Source organism: Seonamhaeicola sp. ABD4_175 (assembly GCF_056160885.1).
This window is the reverse complement of the sequence record NZ_JBSWYC010000001.1, coordinates 1235210-1258290: the sequence shown is the minus strand read 5'-3', so window position 1 is coordinate 1258290 and position 23081 is coordinate 1235210. Positions and strand designations below refer to the sequence as shown.

Here is a 23081-nt window from a genome sequence, read left to right as displayed (position 1 = left end):
ACACTTAAACCTAAATATTTTTAATTAATTGTTTTGTAATTCTTGCCGAAGCTATTTTTGAAGCTACAATACCTAAAACAGATATAGTTACAAACACTAAAATTAAGTTTATAAATTTAATTTTTGTAGGATAAACCAATGTTGGCGTAATATAAATTTTTAAAAAATCGGGCCCATAGGTTTGGTTCAATATTAAAATAAAGCCTAAAATAACACCTATAAATCCGCCAACTATACTCATTAAACTTCCTTGATAGAAAAATATTTTTTTAATGTCTTTTAAATTTACACCCATGTTAAACAATGTGCTTAAGCTTTGTTTTTTATCTAACATCATCATTATTAATGAGCCAATTACATTAAAAAAAGCTATTATTAAAACAAGTGTAAAAATGAGGTAAACAGCTAAATATTCGGTGTTTAGCATTTTGTAAAGGGCGTCGTTTAATTGAGCTCTGTTTTTAAGTGTTACTTTGTTACCTAAAATAGTTTGAATTTTTTGTGCAGTATCTTCAACGTTGGCATTTGCTGTTAATTTAAATTCTAATGCTGTAATTTGGTTAGTCTTGTAGTTTAAAAGTTTGGTAACCAAATTGGTTGGTGCAAAAATGTAATTATCGTTTAGTTTTTCATTTATATAAAAAACACCCACGTTTGTAGCTTTTACAGTGTTAAACGCATTGGTTGTTGAGGTAATTTGTTTTTTACCAGGTTTTGGTACATAAATATTTATAGGTTTGGTATAATCTAAAACACCAATTGATAAATTATTGGCAATACCCCAACCACAAACTATTTGGTTGCTATTTTGTTCTAGCCAACTGCCATAATCTATTTGAGATTCTATATTAACAACTTGGTTGTAAAACCTATCAACGCCTTTAACAGTTGCTAAAGTTTTTTTTGCTTGAGAAGTTATTAAAACACGTTCTTCAACAATTTTTGAAAATTGGGCAATTTCATCTAAAGCATTAAGTTGTTCAACATCATTATCGGTTAAAAAAAAAGTTTTGCCTTTGGTTGCCTGTGCTTTTAAATCGGGGTCAACAATATTGGTAAAATTTAAAGTAAAATCTTTTAAACCAGCAAAACCCGATAATACAATAAATAATGATGCCGAACCTAAAACAACCCCAAAAAGGGCAAAATAGGTAATAAAATTTATAGCATTGTTTGTGCTTTTAGAGCGCAGATAACGTTTGGCAATGTATAAAGATATATTCAATTAAGATTTTTTTCTATTATCCAATAAATTAGGGTTGTTAATGGGGTTTTCTAAGCCTTTTAATGAGCGTTCAATACCATCAATATATTCTAAAGAATCATCTAAATAAAAATTAAGTTCAGGCATTCTGCGTAATTGGTTTTTAGTACGTTGAGCCAATTCATGTTTTATAAAAGCAGTGTTAGTTTTTATACCATCAACAAGTTCTTTGGCTTTGTTGTTAGGAAAAATACTTAAATATACCTTAGCTATTGATAAATCTACCGTTACAGATACTTTTGTAACCGAAATTAACACACCCTGTAAACCACCTTGTGTTGCGGCTCTTTGTAACACATCAACTAAATCTTTTTGAAGTACCGATGCTATTTTTTTCTGTCTTTGACTCTCTTCCATGTGTTATTTTTTTAAACCAGAAAACTGGTTATATTTTGCAAAAATAAAGGTTATTTAAACATAATAATGCTTTTTAATTTACAATTTTTGTACCTTTCTTTAAAAGTAATATATGAATAAAATAGAACATATTGGTATAGCTGTAAAAAATTTAAATGATGCTAACACGTTGTTTTCAAAATTATTTGCAAAACCATACTATAAAATTGAAACTGTGGAAACGGAAGGTGTAAAAACCTCGTTTTTTAAAGTAGGCGAAAATAAGATAGAATTACTTGAAGCTACAAAACCAAATAGCCCTATAGCAAAGTTTATTGAAAAAAAAGGCGAAGGCATACACCACATAGCCTTTGATGTTAATGATATTGAAGCTGAAATTAAACGTTTAAAAAAAGAAGGATTTACAGTTTTAAACGATGTGCCAAAATTAGGAGCCGATAATAAAAAAGTAGCTTTTTTACACCCCAAAAGCACTAATGGTGTTTTAATTGAGCTTTGTGAAGAGATAAAGGATTAATTTTTCTTGTAGAGTTATAAAATAAGTAGTAATATTGCACTCTCTTTTAAAAAAGAGTATAATTAGCGTAAAGCTAATGGGTCCTATAACTCAGTTGGTTAGAGTATCTGACTCATAATCAGAAAGTCCCTGGTTCGAGCCCAGGTGGGACCACAACTTAAAAAGCAAGCCTTGTAAATTTTATATTTATGAGGCTTTTTTTATTTAAAAAAGTATCTTCGCTTAAAACATAGTTATGTTACAAAACAACATTAAAAATAAGCTTTTGGCACTTTCTAAAACTTTAGATGGTAGCTTGTTTTTTGATGATTTGCATAAAAGTATTTACGCCACAGATGCTTCGGTATACAGAAAAATTCCGTTAGCAGTTGCATACCCAAAAACTGAGGCTGATATTATTTTATTAATAGCATTTGCTAAACAACACAAAACAACGTTAATACCGCGTACTGCAGGCACATCATTAGCAGGCCAATGCGTAGGCGAAGGCATTGTGGTTGACGTTTCAAAACACTTTACAGAAATTTTAAATTTTAACCAAAAAGAACAAACCGTTACCGTACAGCCTGGTGTAATTAGAGATGATCTTAATAGGTTTTTACAACCATTTGGTTTGTTTTTTTCACCAAATACATCAACAAGTAACAGGTGTATGATTGGTGGAATGGTTGGTAATAATTCATCTGGTTCAACCTCAATTAAATATGGTGTAACCAGAGATAAAGTTTTGCAATTAAACACCATTTTATCTGATGGATCAAAGGCTATTTTCAAAAATATTAATACTTCAGAAATTAAACATAAAAGTAAAGGTAATAGCCTTGAAAATCATATTTATAATTCGGTTTTTAAAGCACTTTCAAAAAAAGAAGTACAGCAACAAATACATGATGCGTTTCCACACAAAAATATACACCGAAGAAATACAGGCTACGCGGTTGATGTTTTTTTAGATGAAAATACAAATAACGGATTTTCAGAAACCATAAATATTGCGCAATTACTGTGTGGTAGTGAAGGCACATTGGCATTTACAACTGCCATAACGTTACAACTAGACCAATTACCACCACCAAAAGAGGTGCTTGTTGCGGCTCATTTTAATAGTGTGCAAGAGAGTTTAGAGGCTACTGTTGTTGCCATGAAACACAATTTATATGCTTGTGAATTATTAGATAAAACCATTCTAGATTGTACCAAAAACAACCGCGAACAACTTAAAAATAGGTTTTTTATTAATGCAGACCCCAAGGCTATTTTACTGCTAGAAGTTAGGGCTACTACTGAAACAGATTTAGAAACCCAAGTAAATACACTTATTAACAATTTAAAAGCTAATGGTTTTGGTTACGCGTACCCTAAATTATATGGGCAAGATATTAATAAAGCTTTTGAACTTCGTAAAGCAGGCCTAGGTTTATTGGGTAATATTGTTGGTGATGATAAAGCCGTAGCTTGTATTGAAGATACCGCCGTTAGGTTGCAAGATTTACCTAATTATATTGCTGAATTTACTCAAATGATGGATAGCTACAACCAAAACGCTGTGTATTACGCACATGCTGGTGCAGGCGAAATTCATTTAAGACCAATTTTGAATTTAAAAAAAGCCGAAGACGTTGTGCTTTTTAGAGAAATAACCACAAAAACAGCCCAATTGGTAAAAAAATACAAAGGGTCTTTTAGTGGTGAACATGGTGATGGTATTGTGCGAGCAGAGTTTTTGCCTTTAATGATTGGTAACAAGAATTATGAATTATTGAAACACATAAAGCATATTTTTGATCCTGAAAATGTATTTAACAAAGGAAAAATTGTTGATGCATTTCCTATGGATGAAGCATTGCGCTATGAAGTTGATAGAGAAGAGCCAAATATTGAAACCACACTCGATTTCTCTGATTCTCAAGGCATTTTAAGAGCAGCCGAAAAATGTAATGGTTCTGGTGATTGTAGAAAATCAGTATCTGCCGGTGGTACCATGTGTCCTAGTTACAGAGCCACAAAAAATGAAAGAGATACTACACGAGCTCGTGCCAATGCGTTACGTGAGTTTTTAACTAATTCAGATAAAGCAAATAAATTTAATTCTGAAGCATTGAAACAGGTTTTCAGTTTATGTTTAAGTTGTAAAGCTTGTGCTAGTGAGTGCCCAAGTAATGTTGATGTTGCTAGCTTTAAAGCAGAGTTTTTGCACCAATATTACAAAAGCAATCCGCCATCTTTTAGAACTAAAATAATGGCAAACAACGTAAAATACAATAAGCTTGGTAGCAAATTTCCGGGTGTTACCAATACTATTTTAAATACAACTATTTCAAAAAAAATATTAGGAATTTCACCTCAACGCAGCATACCAAAACTAGCAAAACATACATTTAGAAAATGGTATAAATCACAAAAAGTAAATACTCAAAAAAATAATTATAAAGGAGAACTTTACTTGTTTATAGATGAGTTTACCAATTATTATGATGTTGAAGTTGGTAAAGACGCTTTTAAGCTACTTTTAAAACTTGGGTATAAAGTTAATATTATAGAACATGAAGAAAGCGGACGTAGTTTTATTTCTAAAGGATTTTTAGATGAAGCAAAAAAACTGGCTAATAAAAACATCAAAATATTTTCTAATGTAATTTCTAAAGAATCGCCTTTAATAGGTATTGAACCATCGGCTATTTTATCGTTTAGAGATGAATATTTGCGTTTGGCCCATGACAAAAAAGCGGCTTTAAAAATTTCAGAAAACGCCTTTACTATTGAAGAATTTTTAAAAAACGAAATTACAAAAGGGCATATTGTAGAAACGCAGTTTACGCAAGCATCAAAAACTATAAAAATTCATGGGCACTGTCACCAAAAGGCATTAAGCAGTACAGCGCCAATTTTTACTATGCTGAATTTACCCAAAAATTATTCGGTTAAAATGATAAGTTCTGGTTGTTGCGGTATGGCAGGGTCTTTTGGTTATGAAAAAGAACATTATGCTGTAAGCATGCAAGTTGGAGAAGATACGTTGTTTCCAAAGCTAAGAAGTTTAGACACCAATACTATTATAGCTGCCTCTGGCACAAGCTGTAGACATCAAATTTTTGACGGAGTAAACAAAACCTCGTTGCACCCCGTTAGTATATTAAAAAACGCATTATTGTAATGTTGCTATTTTTTAATAATCTGATAATCAAATTAAAATAGTCTAACTGTAATTTATGTTATATATTTGCAGTTAAAGTAATGTGAGCAAGTTACTTTTAATGGTTTTAAATTTTTTTTTGAAAATAATAATGGCTATTTTAAAATAGAAAAGCGGGTAGAAACAATCACTTAATCGAGGTTATTTGCGTTTTATAGATGTTTTTTTATTGAAAAATACCTTAATTTGTTTTATCAGCTCACTTTTTTTTTTACATTTGTGAACAAATGACAATACAAAATAAAAGAATATTTGCCTCAATCTTATTTGTATTAATAAGTTTTGTATGCCTATCGCAAACGGCACCACCGCCTCCAGCACCACCAGTGCCACCACCGGGTTTTCCTATTGATGGCGGTGTAATTCTAGGTGCTATTTTTGCTTTATGTTATGGCGTAAAAAAATTAGTTTCCCCAAATTTTAAAAAATAGTTATTTAAGTTGGTTCATGCTAACCAATTTTGAAACGTACTTTCCTAAAACATCAAATTCTAAATTAATAACTGTACCAACTTTAAATGTGTTAAAGTTTGTGTGCTTGTATGTGTAGGGTATTATTGCAACGCTAAAACTGTTTTTTTCAGAATTTACAACTGTTAAACTAGTACCATTTACAGTAATTGAGCCTTTTTCAATAGTAATGTTGTTTAATGAGCTATCATATTCAAAGGTAAATACCCAGCTACCATTTTCTTCGGTTATTGCTTTACAAACACCAGTTTGGTCTACGTGCCCTTGTACAATATGGCCATCAAGTCTGTCTCCTAATTTCATGGCACGTTCTAAATTAACTTTATCACCCATTTTTAAGTGTGATAGGTTAGTTTTATTTAAAGTTTCCTTTATAGCAGTTACGGTATATTCATTGTCATTTAAACTCACAACCGTTAAACAAACGCCATTATGCGACACACTTTGGTCTATTTTAAGTTCAGGAGTTATGCTGCTTTTTACAGTAATATGTAGGTTTGTATCTTGGTTTTGTAGGTTGGTTATGGTGCCAATATCTTCAATAATTCCGGTAAACATAATTTAATCTGTTTATTTGGTTAAATTTGCAACATCAAAAATACATGAATTTTTTCATTTAAAACGAGATAGTAGTTAAATGGAAATTTTAAATATTAGTTATTATTTTAATGAAGAAAGACGCACAAATAGTAGTAGGTATATCAGTAGGCGATTTAAATGGTATTGGTAGTGAAATAATATTAAAAACCTTTGAAGATAATCGTATTTTAGATTTTTGTACGCCCGTAATTTTTGCATCGGCAAAAACTATGAATTTTTTTAAATCACATTTTAAATCGGGTATAAATTTTCACAATATAAATAACATTAATCAGTTAGCGCACGGTAAAGTAAATGTGTTTAACTGTTGGAACGAACCTGTAAAAATTGAGTTTGGTAAAGAAGATGTTAAAATTGGCACCTACGCTATAAAATCATTAAAAACAGCAACCAACGCTTTAAAAAATGATGAAGTAGATGTTTTACTAACAGCACCAATAAACAAATTCAATATTCAATCTAAAGAATTTAATTTTCCAGGACATACAGATTTTTTAGCACAAGAATTAAAGGGTGAAAGCTTAATGTTTATGATAAGTAACGGATTACGAGTTGGTTTGCTAACAGATCACGTACCAGTTAAAGACGTTGTTAACCATATAACTGAAGCGCTCACAACAAAAAAAATTAATACAATACATGATTCTTTGGTGAAAGATTTCAAAATATCAAAACCAAAAATTGCTGTTTTAGGTATAAATCCGCATACAGGTGATAATGGTGTTATTGGAAAAGAAGATGATGAGGTTTTGAGGCCAACACTTAAGAAAATAAAAGAAAAAGGCATGTTAGTTTTTGGCCCTTATGCTGCAGATAGCTTTTTTGGATCAAACAATTTCAAAAATTTTGATGCCATTATTGCCACATATCATGACCAAGGTTTAATACCATTTAAAACATTATCATTTGGGCAAGGTGTAAATTACACAGCAGGATTAAGTAAGGTTAGAACTTCTCCAGACCACGGAACAGCCTTTGAAATAGCAGGAAAAGGACAAGCCGATGAAAGTTCGTTTAAAGAAGCGTTGTTTGCTGCAATAAAAATTTATAAAAATAGAATTGAATATGAGCAACTTACGCAAAACGCCTTAAAAAAACAGCAAAAATAGATATAAACAAAAAAATGTTTATAAGTAATGTTGCATAATATAAAATTTCATATATTTGCAGGCTCAAAATAGATGTGATAATGAAGCCATTGAAAGAATATGTAATCCAATTTGTAGGATTAAAAGTAGGAAAGCATCATTTTGAGTATGAAATAGCTCAAGCGTTCTTTGATTATTTTGAGTATCAGGAATTTAATGATGTTAATGTAAAAGTAAACGTTACTTTAGAAAAAAAGTCAACATTACTAGAATTACATTTTAAAGCCGAAGGATTTGTTAACGTTAATTGCGATTTAACAAATGAACCATACAACCAAACTATTGAAAGTGAGTTTGATTTGGTGGTTAAATTTGGTGAAGAATATAATGATGAATACGAAGACATTTTAATAGTACCACACGGCACTTATGAAATAAGTATTCAACAATACATTTATGAGCTAATAATATTAGCAGTACCAATTAAAAGAGTACACCCAGGTGTAAAAGACGGCACATTAGGGTCTGAAATACTTAAAAAATTAGAAGAATTAAGCCCAAAGCTTAACGAAAATAAAGAAAAAGAAGAGGACATTGACCCTCGATGGAATACATTAAAAAAACTATTAACGGATAAATAACAATAGAAAATGGCACATCCTAAGAGAAAAATCTCTAAAACAAGAAGAGATAAGAGAAGAACACATTATAAAGCATCTGTGCCACAGATTGCTACTTGCCCAACAACAGGAGAAGCTCATTTATACCATAGAGCTCACTGGCATGAAGGAAAATTATACTACAGAGGTCAGGTATTAATAGACAACTCTGCAGAAGAAAACGCGGCCTAAGTTTTATGCGCGCATAATATAAAACGCTCACTAGTGAGCGTTTTTTTTTATGACTTGCTTTTTATAATTACAAAAACAGCATATTAATGTGTTTTTAGCTCAAAATTTAGTAGTTTTCACCAAATTTTGAGTGTTTTTGTTAAAGTTTAATGATTTTTTAGTCAATTTAACTATCAAATTATGAGTAAAATTTCAGCGGCAATAACGGCTGTAGGCGCATATGTGCCAGATTACGTGTTAACCAATCAAATTCTTGAAACAATGGTTGATACTAATGATGAGTGGATTACCACCCGAACAGGCATAAAAGAGCGTAGAATTCTAAAAGAAGAAGGCAAAGGCACGTCATTTTTAGCCATTAAGGCTGCTCAAGATTTAATTGAGAAAAAAGGATTAAACCCGCAAGAAATAGATTTGGTTATTGTTGCAACAGCAACACCAGACATGAAAGCTGCTTCAACAGCATCATACACTGCACACAAAATTGGGGCAACAAACGCCTTCACTTTTGATATGGATGCAGCATGTTCTAGTTTTTTATACGGTATGTCAACTGCTTCAAGTTATATTGAATCTGGAAGATATAAAAAGGTATTATTAATTGGTGCCGATAAAATGTCTTCTATCATCAATTATAAAGATAGAGCAACCTGTATTATTTTTGGTGATGGCGCTGGTGCCGTATTATTTGAGCCAAACAATGAAGGTTTAGGTTTGCAAGATGAATACTTAAGAAGTGATGGTAGCGGAAGAGATTTTTTACAAGCACCAGCAGGTGGATCAGTAAAACCACTTACCCATGAGGCTATAGACAATGGTGAGCAATACGCATTTCAAGAAGGAAGAACCGTATTTAAAAATGCCGTATTTAATATGGCAGATGCTACCATGAAAATTTTAGAGCGCAATAAACTTACAAAAAATGATGTAGCGTGGTTAGCGGCACACCAAGCCAATAAACGTATTATTGATGCTACTGCTGAAAGAATGGATTTAGAACCAGAAAAGGTTATGATGAACATTCAAAAATATGGTAACACAACATCTGCAACTTTACCATTATTATTAAACGACTACGAAAAACAACTTAAAAAAGGAGATAACATAATATTCGCTGCTTTTGGTGGCGGATTTAATTGGGGAGCCATTTATTTAAAATGGGCATATAATTAATTAAACTAACCAATAACTAATTAGTAAAATTATGGATATTAAAGAGATTCAAAACTTAATCAAATTTGTAGCTAAATCTGGTGCAAGTGAGGTTAAATTAGAAATGGATGATATTAAAATCACTATTAAAACAGGATCAGACTCAGAAGCAACCATAGTACACCAAGTACCAGCTGCTGCTCCTGTACCTCAAATAGCACACGTTGCAGCACCTCCTGTAGCGGCCGAACCAGCTGCACCTGCAGCACCTGCTAATGAAGAATCTAAATACATTACAATAAAATCACCAATAATTGGTACTTTTTATAGAAAACCATCACCAGACAAGCCATTATTTGTTGAAGTAGGGCAAACAATTGCCGAAGGTGATGTGCTTTGTATTATTGAAGCTATGAAACTTTTCAATGAAATTGAATCTGAAGTTTCTGGTAAAATAGTTAAAATTTTAGTGGATGATTCTTCGCCAGTTGAGTTTGATCAGCCATTATTTTTAGTAGATCCATCATAACCAATTTTAAAATTCCAGAAAGCAAATCCCAATTTGTTGGAATTTGGAATTTGAGATTTTAAAAATTATTACGTTATGTTTAAAAAAATATTAGTAGCCAATAGAGGGGAAATAGCATTACGTGTTATTAGAACCTGTAAAGAAATGGGCATTAAAACCGTAGCGGTTTATTCAAAAGCCGATGAAGAAAGCTTACACGTAAAGTTTGCCGATGAAGCGGTTTGTATAGGGCCTGCACCAAGTAGCGAGTCTTATTTAAAAATGTCTAATATAATAGCAGCTGCAGAAATTACAAATGCCGATGGTATCCACCCAGGATACGGGTTTCTTTCAGAAAACGCAAAATTTTCAAAAATTTGTGCAGAACACGGTATAAAATTCATAGGCGCTTCACCTGAAATGATTGATAAAATGGGAGACAAGGCAAACGCCAAAGCTACCATGAAAGCTGCAGGTGTTCCATGTGTACCAGGAAGTGAAGGTGTAATAGAAACTTATGAAGAGTGTGAAAAACTAGCCGAAGAAGTAGGCTATCCAGTAATGCTTAAAGCCTCTGCCGGCGGTGGTGGTAAAGGTATGCGTGGAGTTTTCAAAAAAGAAGACTTAAAAGCTGCTTGGGATTCTGCAAGACAAGAAAGTAAAGCTGCCTTTGGAAATGACGATATGTACATGGAAAAACTTATTGAAGAACCAAGACATATTGAAATTCAAATTGTAGGAGATTCTACAGGTAAAGCATGCCATTTATCTGAAAGAGACTGCTCAGTGCAACGTCGTCATCAAAAATTAACAGAAGAAGTTCCTTCTCCTTTTATGACTAAAAAGCTTCGTAAAGAAATGGGAGAAGCCGCTGTACGTGCCGCAGAATATATTAAGTACGAAGGTGCAGGAACTGTAGAGTTTTTAGTTGATAAACACAGAAACTTCTACTTCATGGAAATGAACACGCGTATTCAAGTAGAGCACCCAATTACAGAACAGGTAATTGATTTTGATTTAATACGTGAGCAAATATTAGTGGCAGCAGGTGTGCCTATTTCTGGTAAACATTATGAGCCAAAACTACACTCTATTGAATGTAGAATTAATGCTGAAGATCCGTTTAATGATTTTAGGCCATCACCTGGTAAAATCACCGTACTTCATGCACCAGGTGGTCATGGTGTGAGGTTAGATACCCATGTGTACGCGGGTTACTCAATACCGCCAAATTATGATTCTATGATTGCCAAGTTAATTACAACTGCGCAAACAAGAGAAGAAGCAATAAGCAAAATGAAACGCGCTTTAGATGAGTTTGTTATTGAAGGTATTAAAACAACCATACCTTTTCATAGGCAACTAATGGAGCACCCAGATTATTTAGATGGCAATTATACCACTAAGTTTATGGAAGATTTCAAAATGAAAAACGTTTCAGAAGATTAATAAAGTAAAAACTCCGAAAGCAATTTCGGAGTTTTTTATTTGTACTTATTCAGAAAAAATCTATGCTATATTAATTTAGTAATCAACTCTAGTTATTACACAAAAAGTACTCAAAGTGTAATTATAAATTTAAATGCCAAATTCTATCTAAAAGCAGTAATTTAGCGGCATGAACATTAAAGAAACGCTGTATAAAGAATGTGAAGCTTTTATTGATAACCGACTTAAAACGGTTGAAACGGCTATAAAAGATATTCAAACATCACTTACAACTGAAACAAAAAGTACTGCGGGCGATAAACACGAAACTGGTAGAGCCATGTTGCAATTAGAACGTGAAAAGGCAGGTAAGCAACTTTCTGAAATTCAAAAAACAAAAGAAATTTTATCTAAAATTGATGTAACTAAATCTTCAGAAACAGTAAGTTTAGGTAGCGTTATTTATACTTCTGGCATTCATTATTTTATAGCCATTAGTGCAGGTGAAATACAATTTGAAAATACTACATTTTACGCTATTTCGGCTAGCACACCTATTGCAAAATTATTGTTAGGGAAAACAGTAGGTGACACTATAAGTTTTAGAAATACACAATTTAAAATTGAAAAACTAGTTTAATTTAACCACTTCTAAACATACAACAGTATTTATTTCAATACTATTTTTATGTTGAAACAATATTAATTGATTATTTAAAATAGCTTCAATTAAATAATGGTTTCCGTTGTAATAACAATGTTTTACGGTTGCTTTTAAGTTTGAATGTTCAATAATTTTAATTTGATGTGCATATACCAAACCTAAAGGTTCAATATGGTTAAATTCATCAAAAAAAGAAGCAATTAAAGGTGTTTTAGGGTTGTTATATAAATTTTGAGGTGTGTTATTAGCCACCACTTCATTGTTGCTTAAAACAATCATTTTATCAGCAAAAGGTAGCACATCATTTTTATCGTGTGTGGCAACAATACAGGCAATGTTTTTTTCTTTTAGGTATTTAAAAAAACGGCGTCTTAGGGTTTGCTTTTTAAAATTATCAATATGGCTAAAAGGCTCGTCTAATAATATAATTTCGGGTTGTTTAGCAATAGCTCTTGCCAAAGCCACACGTTGCTTTTGGCCGCCGCTTAATAATTTTACTTTTGTGTTTGCTAAATGCGTTAATTCTACAACTTCAAGCAGTTCATTAATGCGTTTTTGTTTCTCTTCAGGATAAAAATTTGAAAGGAAATCGCCAATATTTTCGGCTACTGTTGTGTATGGCATTAAATCAAATTCTTGGGCTACGTATTTTATAAAATCGTACCCAATTACTAAGTTATAAGCAGTCCCTAAAATTTGTGTATTTTTCCAAAAAATGCTGCCTTGGTTTAAATCGTATTCGCCATAAAGCAATTTAATAAGTGTACTTTTTCCTGAGCCACTTTCACCAATAATAGAAAGGTGCTCGCCAGCAGCTACGTTAAAACTGATGTTTTTTAATGTAGGTTTTTCACCATAACCAAACCATATATTTTTTACTTCTAGCATATTTTGAGTTGTAAAAATAGTATAAAAAATGATGTTGATATTAAGAAGGAAGAATGACTTATTAATATATTTTTCAAGAGATTTTAAAAGACAAAAAAAGACCAGTAAAGTATTAAATTTTACTGGTCTATACTTTTTAAATAGATATTAGATTTGTACTAACCCTTAACTTTTTCTTGTGTTTTACTAGGTAATACTTCAAAACCCATATTATAAAGTGTAAAGCCAAAAATATCGGCATATTGTTCAATAGTTTTACTTACAGGTGTTCCTGCACCGTGGCCCGCATTGGTTTCAATTCTAATTAAAGTAGGATTATTTCCTGTTTGTTTTGCTTGTAATTCTGAAGCAAATTTAAAACTGTGTGCTGGTACTACACGATCATCATGATCGCCTGTTGTAACTAAGGTTGCAGGATATTCTGTACCCGATTTTACATTATGTACCGGTGAGTAACCTTTTAAATATTCAAACATAGCTTTACTGTCTTCGGCAGTGCCATAATCATAAGCCCAACCAGCACCGGCAGTAAATGTGTGGTAGCGTAACATATCTAAAACGCCCACAGCAGGTAAGGCTACTTTAGCTAGATCTGGCCTTTGTATCATAGTTGCGCCAACTAATAGGCCGCCGTTAGATCCGCCACTAATAGCTAAGTAATCAGATGATGTGTACTTATTTTCAATTAAATATTCGCCAGCAGCAATAAAATCATCAAATACATTTTGTTTTTGCATTTGTGTGCCGGCATCGTGCCATTTTTTACCATATTCACCACCGCCACGTAAATTAGGAACAGCATAAATACCACCTTGTTCCATCCAAACGGCCATTGTAATTTTAAAAGATGGGTTTAAACTTACGTTAAAGCCACCGTAACCATATAGTATTGTTGGGTTTTTTCCGTTTAATTCTATGCCTTTTTTGTGTGTAATTATCATTGGTACTTTTGTACCATCTTTTGATGTGTAGAAAACTTGATTACTTTCATAATCACTGCTATTAAAAGCTATGGCAGGTTTCCAATGAAGAGCTACTTCGCCAGTTTTTAAATTAAGTTTGTAAATACTAGATGGCGTGTTGTAGTTGGTAAAAGAAAAATAGTCAATATTTTCGTCTTTTTTACTACCAAAACCACCAACACTACCAATACCTGGAAGTGTAATTTCTCTAATTAGTTTTCCATTATAATCGTACTGTTTTACTTGTGAAACAGCATCAACCATATACTCTGCAATAAAATAGTTTCCAGAAGTTGAAACTGATAAAACATTGTCTGTTTCAGGAATAACATCTTCCCAATTTTCAGGCGTTGGGTTAGCAACATCAACTTTTACTAAGCGTTTGTTTGGAGCATTTAAATTTGTAACTAAATATAATGTAGATTCTTTGGTATCAATTACAGATGTATTGCTATTAGTATCATTTAAAACGGTTATTAATTTGCTGTTAGGTTTCGTTAAATCTTTAATAAAAAGTTTGTTACCAGTTGTAGAAATACGTGGTGTAATTATTAGGTATTTATCATCATCAGTTACTTCAGCATAAATGTAACGGTGTTTTTCGTTGGCGGTACCACCGTAAATAAGCGAATCTTCTTTTTGTGAAGTACCAAGTTTGTGATAGTATACTTTATGCTGATCTGTTTTAGCAGAAAGCTCACTTCCTTTAGGTTTATCATAACTAGAGTAGTAGAAGCCTTCGTTTTTGTACCATGAAATTTGCGAAAACTTTACATCAACCAAGGTGTCTTCAACTACTTGTTTAGTTTCGGTATTCATTATGATAATTTTTCGCCAATCGCTACCACCTTCAGAAATAGAATAGGCCAAAATGCTACCATCTTTTGAAAAACTTAAACCACCAAGAGAAACAGTACCGTCTTTAGAAAACGTATTGGGATCTAAAAACACCTCTTCATTACCGTTTTTGTTGGTTCTGTAAATTACATTTTGGTTTTGTAATCCGTTGTTTTTCGAAAAATAGGTATAGTTACCTTCTTTAAAAGGTGCACTAACTTTTTCGTAGTTCCAAAGTTTTTCTAAACGCTCTTTTAAATCTTTTCTAAACGGAATATTGTCTAAATACCCAAATGTTGTTGTGTTTTGTGCTTTAACCCAAGCAGCGGTTTGTTCACTCATATCATCTTCCAACCAACGGTATGGGTCTTTTACTTCTTCGCCAAAGTAAGTGTTTGTGGTATTAACTGTTTTGGTTTCTGGGTAATTCACAGCTATTGTTTTTTTTGTTTGATTTTCTTTTTTGCAGGCTACAAACAAGGATAAGCTAAGTGTAGCAATTAGTATTTTTTTCATTGATTGCATTTTTTAGTTTTACCAAAAATAGAAAAAGCTTCTGCAAAATACAGAAGCCTTTAACAATCTTTTAATGAAAATTGAATTATACTAAATTATTTTCAATTAAATATTCAGCTATTTGAACTGTGTTGGTTGCAGCACCTTTACGAAGGTTATCGGCAACTATCCACATATTTAATGTATTTGGTTGTGTTTCGTCTCTTCTAATTCTTCCAACAAATACCTCATCTTTATTGTGCGCAAAAATAGGCATTGGGTAGGCATTGTTAGCCAAATCATCTTGTACAACAACACCAGGTGTTTGGCTAAGTAGTTGACGTACTTCAGTTAAATCAAAATCGTTTTCAAACTCAACATTTACAGATTCACTGTGTCCGCCAGCAGTAGGAATTCTAACCGCTGTAGCAGAAACAGAAAATGTTCTGTCGTCCATAATTTTTTGAGGTTCTCTAGCCAGTTTCATTTCCTCTTTGGTGTAGCCATTTTCCAAAAACACATCACAGTGTGGTAATGCGTTTCTACCAATTGGGTATGGGTACGCCATTTCGCCTTCAATACCGGCAATTTCGTTTTCTAATTGTTTTACAGCTTTAACACCTGTACCAGAAACAGATTGGTATGTAGAAACAACCACACGTTTCATTTTATATTTTTTGTGAAGCGGATTTAATGCCATAACCAACTGTATTGTTGAACAGTTTGGGTTTGCTATAATTTTATCTTCTTTGGTTAAAACAGATGCGTTAATTTCAGGCACTACTAGTTTTTTTGTAGGATCCATTCTCCAAGCAGAAGAATTATCAACCACTGTAGTACCAACTTCTGCAAATTTAGGAGCCCATTCTAAAGAGGTATCTCCTCCTGCCGAAAATAGTGCAATGTCTGGTTTCATTGAAACAGCGGTTTCTAAACCAACAACGGTATAATCATTTCCTTTATAAGTTAATTTTTTACCCACAGAGCGCTGTGAGGCAACAGGAATTAATTCAGTTATTGGAAAATTACGTTCTGCAAGAACTTTAAGCATCACTTCGCCTACCATTCCAGTGGCTCCAACTACAGCTACTTTCATTTTTTATATATTTTATAATTGAACTTTGAGGGCACAAAATTAGACATTAATTATAGGTTTAAACCAAAAAAAAGACCTCAATTTTTTGAAAACGAGGTCTTTTTAACAACAAATAACAAGCTGTTATTTATTTAACATTTTGTTATTTTTTAAGTAAATCTCTAATTTCGGCTAATAAATCTTCTTGACTTGGCCCTTTTGGTGCTTCAGGAGCTGGCTCTTCTTTTTTCTTCATTTTATTAACACCTTTTACAACCATAAACATTACAAATGCTACAATTATAAAATCTAGTACGTTTGTAATAAATTGTCCGTGTTCTAAATATACTTCACCTACCATTTCACCAGCGTCATTTAAAGTGCCATCTTTTAATTTGTATTTTAAGTCTTTGAAGTCTGTATCAAATAATAAACCAATTAGTGGTGATACAATACCTCCGGTAAATGATGCAACTACTTTGTTAAAAGCGGCACCCATAACAAAACCTACTGCAATGTCTACAAGGTTGCCCTTCATTGCAAAATCTTTAAATTCTTTAAGCATAAATTTTAATTTTATAGTTAGTGAGACACTAAAGTAACAAAAAAGTCACCAAAAAATATAAGCTTATTTTAAAAATGTACGTTTAACACGTTGTGAAATTCCTGTAATGAGCTCGTAAGAAATGGTGTTTGCTGTTTGTGCAAAATCTTCGGCAGTTGTGTTTTTATCAAAAATAATGGCTTCATCACCTTCATTACAATCAATATTAGTAATGTTTACCATAATCATATCCATACATACATTACCAATAATAGGTGCTTTTTTGCCGTTTATTACAACATAGCCTTTTTGTTTACCATATTGCCTACCAATACCATCGGCATGCCCAATAGGTAATGTTGCTGTTTTATAGTTTCCATCACTAACAAAACCGTGATTATAACCAACAGATTCGCCTTTTTTTATGGTATGAATTTGTGAAATTATAGTTTTTAATGTGGCAATGGGTGTTAGGTTTTTATTTTCTATGGTTGAATTACCAAAACCATACAAACCAATGCCGCTTCTAACCATATCAAAATGTGCTTCGGGATAATTTAAAATACCCGATGTATTACAAATATGGAGCATGGGTTTATAACCTACAGCGTTTGAAAAACTTTTGGCAATACCTTTAAACGTATTAATTTGGTTTAAAGTAAAAGCTTTTTCATTTAAATCTTCACTAGCAACTAAATGTGAAAATAATGATGTAACTTTAATAGTTGTTGTTTCAGCTAGTTTATTGCTAATAAATTCAATGTCGTTTTTAGTAAAACCCAGCCTATTTAAGCCCGTGTTAAATTTAATATGTACCGGATAATTTTCTTGACTTTTAGTAGTTGCAAGATTTATAAATTCATTTAAAACTTTGCTGTTATACAAATTAGGTTCTAAACAATATTTAATAATAGCTTCAAAATTTGATGGTAAAGGATGCAATACTAAAATAGGAGCTGTAATACCAGCTTTACGTAGTTGTATGCCTTCACTAGCATAAGCAACAGCAAAATAATTTACACCCATAGTTTGTAAATAATTGGCAATTACAGCCGCATCATTACCGTATGCAAAAGCCTTAACAACAGCCATAAATTTGGTGTTGTTGTTTATTTTAGTTTTTAAATGCGTGTAGTTTTTTTTTAAGGCATTTAAATCTATTTCAAGTACGGTTTCTTCCGCTTTAGGCATTATCTTCGTTGGTTTTTGGGGTAATTTCTTTAGGTTGGTTTACATCCATGTTTCTTACTTTATCTCGTAACATGGCTTTGTAAAAAGCAGCTCTACTTAAAGGTTCATATTCATCTACTTCACCTAAAAGTACCAAGTTTTCGTTTTTAGCTTTACGGTAGCTGTATTGGGCTAAATTACCGGTGCGTGTGCACACAGCGTGTACTTTGGTAACATATTCGGCAGTGGCCATAAGGTTAGGCATGGGCCCAAAGGGGTTGCCTTTAAAATCCATATCTAAACCAGCAACAATAACACGTATGCCTTTATTGGCAAGGTCATTACAAACACGCACTATTTCATCATCAAAAAATTGAGCTTCGTCAATACCAACAACATCACAGCCATCGGCTAAAATAGGAATATTAGCAGCGGCGGGCACAGGCGTAGAGCGTATTTGGTTTTCATCATGAGACACAACCATTTCCTCATCATACCTTACATCTATAGCAGGTTTAAAAATTTCAACTTTCTGTCTTGCAAATTGGGCGCGCTTAAGCCTGCGTATAAGTTCTTCGGTTTTACCAGAAAACATAGATCCGCATATAACTTCAATCCAACCAAATTGTTCTTTATGATTTACAGTATTTTCAAGAAACATTTTGTAATTTTAACAGGAACTTATTTCAGCATTAAACATTTAAATAAGTTCAATAAACAAAGCATATTTTCGTTTGTATAAAGGTGCGTAATTTTTTTAAATAACAAAAACCTTAGGTATATTAAACCATAAAAAAATAAAATTGATGAAGAAGAAGTTAGAGTCTGAATTAGTTAGTATTGCTCACAGAATTTTAAAACTAAAAGGAAAAGAAGATGTTATAAAAATGCATGCCGAAGTTACTGCGCTTTATGAAACACTTTCAGTATTAAAATTTGCCCATGAAAATTTTGAAGATGATATTCCTACAATTGGCAATAACTCATCATTTTTTGGCATGTTAGACAGTGCATTTAACAATAAAATAAGCGATAATATTGAAGTTGAAGACAAAATTTATGTGAATTTAGATGATGTTGAAGAAGATGCTATTATGGAACACGGTATTGCTACAATTAAAGATATGGTAGCGCACATGCCCGAACAAGCACCCGAAATTGATACTGTTTTTGAAAAAGCACTGCCACAAGACATTATTAAAAAAGATGATTTTGAAACCATAACCGAAGATTTTAAAAACATGCCTGTTTTTGAACCCGCTTCAACACAAAAAGGTGCTACTGACGATAAAAAATCTTTAAACGATAAACTTAAAAGTGGCGGACTCAAAATTGGGCTTAATGATAAAATAGCATTTATAAAACACTTGTTTGATGGTAAACCTGAAGATTATGATAGGGTGATTTCTCAAATAAATACTGCCGATTCTTTATTAAACGCCAAACAATTTTTAAATACTATGGTAAAACCAGATTACCAAAATTGGGAAGGTAAAGAGGAATTTGAAGAACGCTTTTTAGAAATTATTGAAGCTAAATTTAATTAAGCAAAGCAAAAATAATGACTGATAAGTTTGTTGATGATGAGGTTTTTGAAAAGATTGATTACACAAAAAATAGGCTTGAAAAAGGTGAATATGATGCCTGTACATTTATAAATTGTGATTTTTCAAATTCATACGTATCACAAATTAGATTTATAAACTGCGAGTTTCACCATTGTAATTTAAGCTCAGCAAATATAACCGATACCAGTTTTCAAGATGTATTATTTAAAAACTCAAAATTATTGGGTGTTAATTTTGAAACATGTTCTAATTTTGGTTTTTCAATTAAAATAGAGTCTTGCCAATTAAATCATGCTTCTTTTTTTCAAAAAAATTTAACATCAATGGTATTTACCAACTCAAAATGTATAGGTACAGATTTTTCATATAGCAATTTAAAAAAGGCCATTTTTAATAATTGTAACCTGCAAAATGCTGTTTTTGATAATACAAATTTAGAAGACGCCAATTTTTCAAAATCAAATAACTTTGTAATAGACCCTGAAAAAAATAATTTAAAAGGCGCTAAATTTTCATTAGAAACAGTAACGGGGCTTTTGGCCAAGTATAAAATAAAAATTTCTTCAGAATAGTTTATGAGTAAACTTTATATAGTACCAACACCCATTGGTAATTTAAAAGACATCACTTTTAGAGCCATTGAGGTTTTAAAAGAAGCCCATTTAATTTTAGCCGAAGACACACGTACATCGGGCAAATTGCTTAAACATTTTGAAATTTCAACACCTATGCAATCGCACCACATGCATAATGAGCATAAAACGGTTGAAAGCATTATTCAAAAACTTAAAGCAGGCACCACAATAGCCTTGGTAAGTGATGCAGGCACACCAGCAATTTCAGATCCTGGTTTTTTGCTCTCTCGTGCATGTATTGAAAATAATATTGATATTGAATGTTTACCCGGAGCAACCGCTTTTGTGCCAGCATTGGTAAACTCTGGCTTACCAAACGATAAGTTTGTTTTTGAAGGTTTTTTACCCGTAAAAAAAGGACGCCAAACACGACTTTTATTATTGGCAGAAGAAACCCGAACCATGATTTTTTATGAAAGTCCGCACAAGTTAGTAAAAACACTAGGGCATTTTTGTGAGTATTTTGGTGAAGACAGGCAAATATCGGTTTCTAGAGAACTTACAAAACTATTTGAAGAAACAGTACGCGGAACCGCTAAAGAAGTTTTAGAATATTATACTAATAAACCACCAAAAGGCGAAATAGTTGTTGTAGTAAACGGAAAAAAATAATATAGAATTAAAAATAAAATAAATGACCATACAAGAATTTAAAAGCAAATTACAAAGTAATCCTGAGGCTATAGACTTTTCAGAAACTATGGCCGTTATAGAATCAAATTATCAATTCACTCCAACTGCATTTAAAAATGGAAGTTTAGAAAATGCCGAAGGACAAAACTCAGGATCATGTAAATTATTTGCATTTGCACAAGCCGAAACCCTAACTAAAGCACAAACCTTAGCATGTTTTGGTCAATACTATTTTAATGAAGTGTTGAAAGACCCTAATGGTACAGGCCACCAAAATATTAGAAACTTTATGAATACGGGTTTTGAAGGTTTAACTTTTGAAAAAACAGCTTTAAAAAAGAAATAGTCTGTGAGTTTTAATGACCTTTTTTTAAAATGCAGCAACTACTACAAAACATAGTACAATGTACTATTTGCAAAGAACATTTGTTATTAGGGCCTAGACCTGTTGTTTCTGCACATCCAGATTCTAAAATTGTAATTATAGGTCAGGCACCTGGTACAAAAGTACATGTATCTGGCATTCCTTGGGACGATGCCAGTGGCAAACAACTTAGAAAATGGTTAGATGTATATGATGAAACGTTTTATGATGAGACCAAATTTGCCATCATTCCTATGGGGTTTTGCTATCCAGGAAAAGGAAAAACAGGCGATTTACCACCAAGACCAGAATGTGCACCCCAATGGCATAAACCTTTATTTGATGAGTTAAAAAATGTGGAGCTTGTTATTTTAATTGGTATGTATGCACAAAAGTATTATTTAGGAAAAGCTGCAAAAAAAACACTAACAGAAACTGTAGCTAATTTTCAAGACTATTTACCAAAATTTTTGCCATTACCGCACCCATCACCACGTAATAGATTTTGGCTTGCTAAAAACCCATGGTTTGAGGTTGAGGTATTGCCAGAGTTGAGGAGGCGGGTTAAGAAAATTTTATAATACCCGTCATTACGAAGGAGGCACGACTGAAGTAATCTGTTTAATACATAACTGTTTATTTAATAGATTGCTTCACTACGTTCACAATGACGACATTAAAAAAACCTCTCATTTCAAGAGAAGTTTTTTTAATCTATCAAAAAGCAAAGCGCTTTAAAATCTAAACATGCTTTCCTTTATCCCAACCGTGTTTCCCTAAATATTGCTGGCCACTTTCAACAGCACCATCTTCAATACTAGTTCCCATAGAATCGTTCCAGCGGTTTAAGTAACCAAATAGTGAAATAACACCAAGCATTTCAACAATTTCACCTTCATTCCAATGTTCGTATAAACGTTTTTTTATAGTGTCATCAACAGCATTTGGTACTTGAGATGCCGCTAAACTAAAATCTAAAGCAGCACGTTCAGCCTCATTAAAAGCAGGGTGCGTTTTATATTCCCAAATATTATCAAGTTGTTCTTGCTCTGCTCCGTAACGTTCTGCAGCTCTAATAGCATGTGCCTGACAGTAGCGGCAACCCGTAGCGTTACTGCTAACCCAAGCAATCATGCGTTTAAGGGCAGATGTTACGCGCCCTTCATTAGCCATTACAGCTTTGTTTAAGTTTATAAAAGCTTTACTAATGGCGGGTCTACGCTGCATGGTTAAAACCGAGTTTGGGCAAAACCCAAGTGTTTCGTTAAAAAATTCTGCTAGTTTTTTGGTTTCTAAATCGTGGTCTGCAGATAAAGGTGTTACTAAAGGCATATGTAATTTTTATATAGTATTTTTGACTGATACAAGAAACAAAAAATTTCAATAATATGGCAAATCATATCACAACAAAGTGGTTAGGAAATATGAAGTTTGAAAGCACCAACCCATCTGGTCATAATTTATTTATAGATGCAGGCCCTGAGAATGGTGGTAATAGCGAGGGTTACCGCCCAAAAGCATTAATGCTATCTGGTTTAGCGGGTTGTTCTGGTTTAGATGTGGCATCATTAATAAAAAAAATGAAGTTAGAAGTAGATAATTTTAACATTGAAATTGATGCTAATTTAACCGAAGAACATCCAAAATATTACGATAAAGTAACTATGCAATTTCATTTTTATGGCAATAATTTAGACGAAAAAAAACTACAACGCGCTGTAAATTTATCTATTGAAAAATACTGCGGGGTTATGGAAATGTTTCGTCAGTTTGCCAATGTAAATGTTGAAACCTTTTTTCATAAAAAAAGTGTTTAAA

The 23081-nt window shown here is 32.6% G+C and carries 26 protein-coding genes and 1 tRNA gene; 17 read left to right on the top strand and 10 right to left on the bottom strand.

Going from position 1 to position 23081, the window contains the following annotated elements; genetic code table 11:
• Window positions 1-10 precede the first annotated feature (10 nt).
• Window positions 11-1225 (bottom strand): ABC transporter permease, encoded by a 1215-nt coding sequence (locus ACXAG4_RS05070; protein WP_475294985.1) that lies wholly within the window; start codon window positions 1223-1225, stop codon window positions 11-13.
• Window positions 1226-1621: a 30S ribosome-binding factor RbfA gene (rbfA, locus tag ACXAG4_RS05065; protein WP_475294984.1), complete on the bottom strand. Its 396-nt coding sequence runs from the start codon at window positions 1619-1621 to the stop codon at window positions 1226-1228.
• A 112-nt stretch (window positions 1622-1733) separates the two neighbouring features.
• Here rbfA and mce point away from each other — a divergent pair, with 112 nt between their 5' ends.
• The 4 genes from mce (at window position 1734) to ACXAG4_RS05045 (ending at window position 5762) form a co-directional block, all read left to right on the top strand.
• Window positions 1734-2138 (top strand): methylmalonyl-CoA epimerase, encoded by a 405-nt coding sequence (gene mce, locus ACXAG4_RS05060; protein WP_475294983.1) that lies wholly within the window; start codon window positions 1734-1736, stop codon window positions 2136-2138.
• Window positions 2139-2217: 79 nt separating this feature from the next.
• A tRNA-Ile gene (locus tag ACXAG4_RS05055) sits at window positions 2218-2291 on the top strand.
• Between the two features lie 82 nt (window positions 2292-2373).
• A complete protein-coding gene (locus tag ACXAG4_RS05050) occupies window positions 2374-5292 on the top strand; it encodes an FAD-binding and (Fe-S)-binding domain-containing protein (protein ID WP_475294982.1) in 2919 nt (972 codons plus the stop codon).
• 266 nt (window positions 5293-5558) lie between these two features.
• On the top strand, window positions 5559-5762 hold the full coding sequence (locus ACXAG4_RS05045; RefSeq protein ID WP_475294981.1) for a PID-CTERM protein-sorting domain-containing protein: 204 nt from the start codon (window positions 5559-5561) through the stop codon (window positions 5760-5762).
• Here the strand turns inward: ACXAG4_RS05045 and ACXAG4_RS05040 are convergent, their stop codons facing one another.
• Window positions 5763-6359: a riboflavin synthase gene (locus ACXAG4_RS05040; RefSeq protein WP_475294980.1), complete on the bottom strand. Its 597-nt coding sequence runs from the start codon at window positions 6357-6359 to the stop codon at window positions 5763-5765.
• 110 nt (window positions 6360-6469) lie between these two features.
• Here ACXAG4_RS05040 and pdxA point away from each other — a divergent pair, with 110 nt between their 5' ends.
• From pdxA to ACXAG4_RS05005, 7 genes are all read left to right on the top strand, one after another.
• Complete coding sequence (pdxA, locus tag ACXAG4_RS05035; RefSeq protein ID WP_475294979.1) at window positions 6470-7510, top strand: 4-hydroxythreonine-4-phosphate dehydrogenase PdxA; 1041 nt, start codon at window positions 6470-6472, stop codon at window positions 7508-7510.
• 80 nt (window positions 7511-7590) lie between these two features.
• Window positions 7591-8130: a YceD family protein gene (locus ACXAG4_RS05030; RefSeq protein WP_475294978.1), complete on the top strand. Its 540-nt coding sequence runs from the start codon at window positions 7591-7593 to the stop codon at window positions 8128-8130.
• Between the two features lie 9 nt (window positions 8131-8139).
• Window positions 8140-8340, top strand: coding sequence for a 50S ribosomal protein L32 (gene rpmF, locus ACXAG4_RS05025; protein ID WP_147131740.1), 201 nt, complete (start codon window positions 8140-8142; stop codon window positions 8338-8340).
• 180 nt (window positions 8341-8520) lie between these two features.
• On the top strand, window positions 8521-9513 hold the full coding sequence (locus ACXAG4_RS05020; protein WP_475294977.1) for a beta-ketoacyl-ACP synthase III: 993 nt from the start codon (window positions 8521-8523) through the stop codon (window positions 9511-9513).
• 31 nt (window positions 9514-9544) lie between these two features.
• Window positions 9545-10021, top strand: a complete 477-nt coding sequence (gene accB / locus ACXAG4_RS05015) for an acetyl-CoA carboxylase biotin carboxyl carrier protein (RefSeq protein WP_475294976.1) — start codon at window positions 9545-9547, stop codon at window positions 10019-10021.
• Window positions 10022-10096: 75 nt separating this feature from the next.
• Window positions 10097-11449, top strand: coding sequence for an acetyl-CoA carboxylase biotin carboxylase subunit (gene accC / locus ACXAG4_RS05010; RefSeq protein ID WP_475294975.1), 1353 nt, complete (start codon window positions 10097-10099; stop codon window positions 11447-11449).
• 169 nt (window positions 11450-11618) lie between these two features.
• Window positions 11619-12068, top strand: coding sequence for a GreA/GreB family elongation factor (locus tag ACXAG4_RS05005; RefSeq protein ID WP_475294974.1), 450 nt, complete (start codon window positions 11619-11621; stop codon window positions 12066-12068).
• Here ACXAG4_RS05005 and ACXAG4_RS05000 read toward each other — a convergent pair.
• The 6 genes from ACXAG4_RS05000 to ACXAG4_RS04975 form a co-directional block, all read right to left on the bottom strand.
• Window positions 12060-12980, bottom strand: coding sequence for an ABC transporter ATP-binding protein (locus ACXAG4_RS05000; protein WP_475294973.1), 921 nt, complete (start codon window positions 12978-12980; stop codon window positions 12060-12062). The genes ACXAG4_RS05005 and ACXAG4_RS05000 overlap by 9 nt on opposite strands.
• 158 nt (window positions 12981-13138) lie before the next feature.
• The gene (locus tag ACXAG4_RS04995; protein WP_475294972.1) at window positions 13139-15295 is read right to left on the bottom strand and encodes a prolyl oligopeptidase family serine peptidase; all 2157 of its coding nucleotides are present in this window, start codon (window positions 15293-15295) and stop codon (window positions 13139-13141) included.
• Between the two features lie 85 nt (window positions 15296-15380).
• The gene (locus ACXAG4_RS04990) at window positions 15381-16370 is read right to left on the bottom strand and encodes an aspartate-semialdehyde dehydrogenase (protein ID WP_475294971.1); all 990 of its coding nucleotides are present in this window, start codon (window positions 16368-16370) and stop codon (window positions 15381-15383) included.
• A 142-nt stretch (window positions 16371-16512) separates the two neighbouring features.
• On the bottom strand, window positions 16513-16914 hold the full coding sequence (gene mscL, locus ACXAG4_RS04985) for a large-conductance mechanosensitive channel protein MscL (RefSeq protein ID WP_475294970.1): 402 nt from the start codon (window positions 16912-16914) through the stop codon (window positions 16513-16515).
• Between the two features lie 63 nt (window positions 16915-16977).
• Window positions 16978-18084: an alanine racemase gene (gene alr, locus ACXAG4_RS04980; RefSeq protein WP_475294969.1), complete on the bottom strand. Its 1107-nt coding sequence runs from the start codon at window positions 18082-18084 to the stop codon at window positions 16978-16980.
• The gene (locus ACXAG4_RS04975; protein ID WP_475294968.1) at window positions 18077-18724 is read right to left on the bottom strand and encodes a thymidine kinase; all 648 of its coding nucleotides are present in this window, start codon (window positions 18722-18724) and stop codon (window positions 18077-18079) included. Before ACXAG4_RS04975 ends, alr begins: the two co-directional genes overlap by 8 nt.
• Window positions 18725-18869: 145 nt before the next feature.
• On the opposite strand from ACXAG4_RS04975, the gene ACXAG4_RS04970 reads away from it, so the two are divergent.
• From ACXAG4_RS04970 to ACXAG4_RS04950, 5 genes are read left to right on the top strand one after another with little or no spacing between them, the layout of a single operon-like run.
• Window positions 18870-19610, top strand: coding sequence for a hypothetical protein (locus tag ACXAG4_RS04970; protein WP_475294967.1), 741 nt, complete (start codon window positions 18870-18872; stop codon window positions 19608-19610).
• A 14-nt stretch (window positions 19611-19624) separates the two neighbouring features.
• Entirely contained in the window at window positions 19625-20203 is a 579-nt protein-coding gene (locus tag ACXAG4_RS04965) for a pentapeptide repeat-containing protein (RefSeq protein ID WP_475294966.1), read from the top strand.
• A gap of 3 nt (window positions 20204-20206) precedes the next feature.
• The gene (rsmI, locus tag ACXAG4_RS04960) at window positions 20207-20878 is read left to right on the top strand and encodes a 16S rRNA (cytidine(1402)-2'-O)-methyltransferase (RefSeq protein ID WP_475294965.1); all 672 of its coding nucleotides are present in this window, start codon (window positions 20207-20209) and stop codon (window positions 20876-20878) included.
• Between the two features lie 22 nt (window positions 20879-20900).
• On the top strand, window positions 20901-21245 hold the full coding sequence (locus ACXAG4_RS04955; protein WP_475294964.1) for a HopJ type III effector protein: 345 nt from the start codon (window positions 20901-20903) through the stop codon (window positions 21243-21245).
• A gap of 29 nt (window positions 21246-21274) precedes the next feature.
• A complete protein-coding gene (locus ACXAG4_RS04950) occupies window positions 21275-21844 on the top strand; it encodes a uracil-DNA glycosylase family protein (RefSeq protein WP_475294963.1) in 570 nt (189 codons plus the stop codon).
• 160 nt (window positions 21845-22004) lie between these two features.
• On the opposite strand, the gene ACXAG4_RS04945 is transcribed toward ACXAG4_RS04950, so the two are convergent.
• On the bottom strand, window positions 22005-22595 hold the full coding sequence (locus tag ACXAG4_RS04945) for a carboxymuconolactone decarboxylase family protein (protein ID WP_475294962.1): 591 nt from the start codon (window positions 22593-22595) through the stop codon (window positions 22005-22007).
• A 56-nt stretch (window positions 22596-22651) separates the two neighbouring features.
• Between ACXAG4_RS04945 and ACXAG4_RS04940 the strand changes: the two genes are divergently transcribed.
• Entirely contained in the window at window positions 22652-23080 is a 429-nt protein-coding gene (locus tag ACXAG4_RS04940) for an OsmC family protein (RefSeq protein ID WP_475294961.1), read from the top strand.
• Window position 23081 lies beyond the last annotated feature (1 nt).

What these genes read in the sequence shown, in the direction of transcription:
- rbfA (WP_475294984.1), bottom strand. Translation starts at nt 1,621, where the DNA reads ATGGAAGAGAGTCAAAGACAGAAAAAAATAGCATCGGTACTTCAAAAA.
- ACXAG4_RS04990 (WP_475294971.1), bottom strand. Translation starts at nt 16,370, where the DNA reads ATGAAAGTAGCTGTAGTTGGAGCCACTGGAATGGTAGGCGAAGTGATG.
- mce (WP_475294983.1), top strand. Translation starts at nt 1,734, where the DNA reads ATGAATAAAATAGAACATATTGGTATAGCTGTAAAAAATTTAAATGAT.
- ACXAG4_RS04965 (WP_475294966.1), top strand. Translation starts at nt 19,625, where the DNA reads ATGACTGATAAGTTTGTTGATGATGAGGTTTTTGAAAAGATTGATTAC.
- ACXAG4_RS05000 (WP_475294973.1), bottom strand. Translation starts at nt 12,980, where the DNA reads ATGCTAGAAGTAAAAAATATATGGTTTGGTTATGGTGAAAAACCTACA.
- ACXAG4_RS04970 (WP_475294967.1), top strand. Translation starts at nt 18,870, where the DNA reads ATGAAGAAGAAGTTAGAGTCTGAATTAGTTAGTATTGCTCACAGAATT.
- accC (WP_475294975.1), top strand. Translation starts at nt 10,097, where the DNA reads ATGTTTAAAAAAATATTAGTAGCCAATAGAGGGGAAATAGCATTACGT.
- ACXAG4_RS04950 (WP_475294963.1), top strand. Translation starts at nt 21,275, where the DNA reads ATGCAGCAACTACTACAAAACATAGTACAATGTACTATTTGCAAAGAA.
- ACXAG4_RS05050 (WP_475294982.1), top strand. Translation starts at nt 2,374, where the DNA reads ATGTTACAAAACAACATTAAAAATAAGCTTTTGGCACTTTCTAAAACT.
- alr (WP_475294969.1), bottom strand. Translation starts at nt 18,084, where the DNA reads ATGCCTAAAGCGGAAGAAACCGTACTTGAAATAGATTTAAATGCCTTA.
- accB (WP_475294976.1), top strand. Translation starts at nt 9,545, where the DNA reads ATGGATATTAAAGAGATTCAAAACTTAATCAAATTTGTAGCTAAATCT.
- ACXAG4_RS05020 (WP_475294977.1), top strand. Translation starts at nt 8,521, where the DNA reads ATGAGTAAAATTTCAGCGGCAATAACGGCTGTAGGCGCATATGTGCCA.
- ACXAG4_RS04995 (WP_475294972.1), bottom strand. Translation starts at nt 15,295, where the DNA reads ATGAAAAAAATACTAATTGCTACACTTAGCTTATCCTTGTTTGTAGCC.
- rsmI (WP_475294965.1), top strand. Translation starts at nt 20,207, where the DNA reads ATGAGTAAACTTTATATAGTACCAACACCCATTGGTAATTTAAAAGAC.
- ACXAG4_RS05030 (WP_475294978.1), top strand. Translation starts at nt 7,591, where the DNA reads ATGAAGCCATTGAAAGAATATGTAATCCAATTTGTAGGATTAAAAGTA.
- mscL (WP_475294970.1), bottom strand. Translation starts at nt 16,914, where the DNA reads ATGCTTAAAGAATTTAAAGATTTTGCAATGAAGGGCAACCTTGTAGAC.
- ACXAG4_RS04940 (WP_475294961.1), top strand. Translation starts at nt 22,652, where the DNA reads ATGGCAAATCATATCACAACAAAGTGGTTAGGAAATATGAAGTTTGAA.
- pdxA (WP_475294979.1), top strand. Translation starts at nt 6,470, where the DNA reads ATGAAGAAAGACGCACAAATAGTAGTAGGTATATCAGTAGGCGATTTA.
- ACXAG4_RS05045 (WP_475294981.1), top strand. Translation starts at nt 5,559, where the DNA reads ATGACAATACAAAATAAAAGAATATTTGCCTCAATCTTATTTGTATTA.
- ACXAG4_RS04955 (WP_475294964.1), top strand. Translation starts at nt 20,901, where the DNA reads ATGACCATACAAGAATTTAAAAGCAAATTACAAAGTAATCCTGAGGCT.
- ACXAG4_RS05040 (WP_475294980.1), bottom strand. Translation starts at nt 6,359, where the DNA reads ATGTTTACCGGAATTATTGAAGATATTGGCACCATAACCAACCTACAA.
- ACXAG4_RS04945 (WP_475294962.1), bottom strand. Translation starts at nt 22,595, where the DNA reads ATGCCTTTAGTAACACCTTTATCTGCAGACCACGATTTAGAAACCAAA.
- ACXAG4_RS05005 (WP_475294974.1), top strand. Translation starts at nt 11,619, where the DNA reads ATGAACATTAAAGAAACGCTGTATAAAGAATGTGAAGCTTTTATTGAT.
- ACXAG4_RS04975 (WP_475294968.1), bottom strand. Translation starts at nt 18,724, where the DNA reads ATGTTTCTTGAAAATACTGTAAATCATAAAGAACAATTTGGTTGGATT.
- rpmF (WP_147131740.1), top strand. Translation starts at nt 8,140, where the DNA reads ATGGCACATCCTAAGAGAAAAATCTCTAAAACAAGAAGAGATAAGAGA.